Origin of the sequence: Bradyrhizobium sp. CSA112, assembly GCF_029051645.1 — a bacterium.
Taxonomy (GTDB): Bacteria; Pseudomonadota; Alphaproteobacteria; order Rhizobiales; family Xanthobacteraceae; genus Bradyrhizobium.
This window is the reverse complement of sequence record NZ_JAACFS010000086.1, coordinates 1-3135: the sequence shown is the minus strand read 5'-3', so window position 1 is coordinate 3135 and position 3135 is coordinate 1. Positions and strand designations below refer to the sequence as shown.

Sequence of the window (3135 nt, the reverse complement as noted above, 5' to 3'; positions counted from 1 at the left end):
GGTGAAGATTCGACGTTGGCGAGGGTTAAGCGTCTCGATGGCACTCTTCAGGGCCTGATGGCGATAAGCGGTCTCCTGCTGCTCGGCGAACGCTGTTTCCTGGGTTGGTGTGGGATCAACAAGCCAATCCAATACATCGCCGGCTTTATCCTCGTCGTGGTGGACCGGTGCATTCAACGACACGTCGCCCTGCAGACGCCTATTCATGTCGACTACGTCTCGTTCAGCAACCTTGAGACGCTCGGCAATCAGCCCCGCCTGGTCCGGCCGCAAATCGCCGTCCTGGAAAGCCGAGATCGCGCTCTTGGCCTGCCGCAGTTTGAAAAACAATTTCTTCGGGGTGGCGCTGGCGGCGACCTTCACATGGGACCAGGATCGAAGGATGTACTCCTGGATCGTGGCCCGGATCCACCACATCGCATAGGTGGCGAGGCGGACACCCCGGTCAGGATCGAAGCGCTTCACGGCCTGCATCAGGCCGATGTTGCCTTCGGAGACGAGGTCGGCGATCGGAAGGCCGTAGCCGCGATAGCGCATCGCTATCTTGGCGACCAGCCTGAGGTGGCTGGTGACCAGTTGAAATGCCGCGTCGCGATCCCGATGCTCGCGCCAGCGTTTTGCGTAAGCGAGTTCTTCCTCTGGCGTGAGGGTTGGAAATTTGCGGATTTCGGCGAGATAGCTCGACAATCCGGCGTCGACAGACGGAGCAGCCAGAGCGGACCGCCGCAGGGGAGTGATGTCGTAAGTCCTCATAGCCAAATCCTCCAAGGAGCAAGATGGATACGAGCAGGCCCCGGACACCTCCGGCGCCCGTCTCCGCCGGGCCCTGAGGGCGCCCGGACCGCTTACCGCGGCAAGCAAAAAACGAGCAAATCGCCGTTTTGGTTTCAGGGAGACCGAGAATTTGTCCGCAGCGTACGCGCGCTGGAAATCATTCAACTCGGCCTTGCAAGCCATCGCCGTTTCACTAAGTGGATCGACCGACCGTGTTGCGATGGCAGCTTGATCGGTTCAACCCGGGAGGGCTGGTCTCGGTTCGGGTAGCGAAATGAGGAGGCATAAGCAATGTTCTTCGAGCGCTCCGAAGTCGGAAAGCTGATCGGCATGACAGGCTGCCTTCTGAGCAGGCTGTTCATCCTGACGATTGTCATAACGGGTGCGCCAGCACCTTTGCAGTAGTTGCGCACGGCGGCTGGGACCCTTGGCTAGAGCCGCCAACAGAAGAGGGCTTTCCGCCGCCAAGGGCTCTCAAATAACCGGGCGGCAAAAGGGGCAGGGGTGCCGGCCGGATAGCCTCTAGGAGGGACCGGATTTCCATTCCATGGAAGACCCATACGAACTGGCTTTGGCCATGCTTGGACTAGCGCTTACTGCCGTGATGCTCGTCGCAGGCGCGCTTTATCTCATCTCGACGCCGAGCCCTGAACCGACGTTTCCTGCACCCGTTCCTGGTAGTGTCTTCTAATTGCCAAGCGCGGGTGTCATGTGCGGGCCCGACCCCGTTGCATCGCAAAAACTGCGGGATGCGGGCCGGGTTACAACCGCATCCTCATCGCGCATCCTTATCGTTGGGCGCCGACCCGCTGCCGTGGCGGCTGATGCATGAACCACAGCCTCAGGCCTGCCAGCCCGGCGACGATTAGCCCGATGCCGCCGTGAGCCCATGTCGCTGTCGTCTGAGCCGAGAAACTCAGCACCCCAGGGCGAAATCAGAACCCACACCCCGAGCAGGAGATTGATCCATTCCTCCGGCGAATTTCGTGAGCGCTGTGATCGCCACTGCGCCGATGATAATGCCGCTCACCCACGCGTTCGGCGCCGCAAACATGGTCGGATGCAAATCCGAACATCCATGGCGTCAGAAGCAAGAAAGCCGCGAGGATGAGATTGACGACGTGAACACCCGATTCTTTCCATTTCAGCTCCACCATTCGACCTACGTTGAAGATCACGTTGCATTACCATGCCCAGCTCAGGTTCGAGCCCCAAGGGCGTCAAGAGTCTTCTTATCTTGCGTGCGAATCGCGGGGATTTTCACGAGCGCTTGTGACAATGACAATATCATCCACATATCGCGCATGGAAGTATATCTCTGGCAGGAGAGACAGTTCACGATCAAACGTCTGCAACGCAAATTCAGACAACGTTGCACTGAGAGGAACGCCTCGTGGCAAACCTACGATGCCTCGTGACTTCAGCTCGCTTAGATAGTTCAAGAGAACAATTGTAGCGTTTCTCGGCAGGGACGGAATATTCGCTACCTGCTCGAATAGACGCTTGGTATCCACACTTTCGAAGAACGCCTTAATGTCGAACTTGTAGACTCGGTGAGGGACCCCCTCTTGCAGCACAGTCGTTAGCCGTCGAATAATCGTATCTCGATCGGAGGGACGAATCTGCGTTGCCTGCCGAATCAGCTTATTGAGTCCCCGCAGAACCACGGCGTGCGGCGTCGTTCGAACGCACTGCGCGGCTTTTCGCTTAATAAGGATTTGCTCAAGTTTAAGGGCGGCGAAGCCGTATTGGACGACAGTCGTTGCCCGCCTCGCAAGTTCATCCGCATCATAGTGGCCCGCAACGCAATCGTCGTTGAGAAGGTCTCTGCCGTGAATGCAACTCGACAGAAACTCGGAATTCATTCCCGACAGCATGATGCCCCCGCTAAACTCTCGGTAGTAGACGAACTACTAACATCGATTCGCGTGCATTTCACCGGTCTTGTGAGATACTCCCGAAAGTGGACCGCCTCTACGCAACGTCGATGGATGGAAATTTCGCGATGGCGTTCGCCTTCGCCTTAATGGTCACGTCTCCGTAGCCCTCCGAGACATTGCGCGGCGCATGTCCCTGAATGGCATCCAGCACGCGCATATCGACGCCCTGATCGATGCCGACGGTCTTGAAGCGATGGCGCCAGCCGTGGCTTGGATCAACGTTCTTGTCCTTCACCACCTCACGCACGAAAGCATTGACCTTGTTCCGCGCGGTCTTCACCGCGTTGCGAACTCCTAGGAGCCTGTCCAGTTAGCATCGGGAAGCCGGTTTTATCCGAATGATAGCGGCTCATGCGGCCCTCGCCAGCTTGACGAGGTTGTGAGCGGTGCAAATCAGGGCCCATTCGGGCTTCACTTTGTC

General features: G+C 57.9%; 4 protein-coding genes. All 4 read right to left on the bottom strand.

Annotated features, from left to right (window positions below; translation table 11 throughout):
* Window positions 1-753, bottom strand: a 753-nt coding sequence (locus tag GWE18_RS41710) for an RNA polymerase factor sigma-32 (RefSeq protein ID WP_275191275.1), incomplete at its 3' end; no start/stop codon positions are given.
* 708 nt (window positions 754-1461) lie between these two features.
* Window positions 1462-1731, bottom strand: a complete 270-nt coding sequence (locus GWE18_RS41705) for a hypothetical protein (RefSeq protein ID WP_275191274.1) — start codon at window positions 1729-1731, stop codon at window positions 1462-1464.
* 275 nt (window positions 1732-2006) lie between these two features.
* A complete protein-coding gene (locus GWE18_RS41700) occupies window positions 2007-2651 on the bottom strand; it encodes an RNA-directed DNA polymerase (protein WP_275191273.1) in 645 nt (214 codons plus the stop codon).
* A gap of 97 nt (window positions 2652-2748) precedes the next feature.
* Entirely contained in the window at window positions 2749-2994 is a 246-nt protein-coding gene (locus GWE18_RS41695; protein WP_275191272.1) for a hypothetical protein, read from the bottom strand.
* Window positions 2995-3135: the final 141 nt, after the last annotated feature.

Bases quoted from the DNA above. Each gene is read 5' to 3' on its own strand.
- GWE18_RS41700 (WP_275191273.1), bottom strand. From the start codon at position 2,651: ATGCTGTCGGGAATGAATTCCGAGTTTCTGTCGAGTTGCATTCACGGC.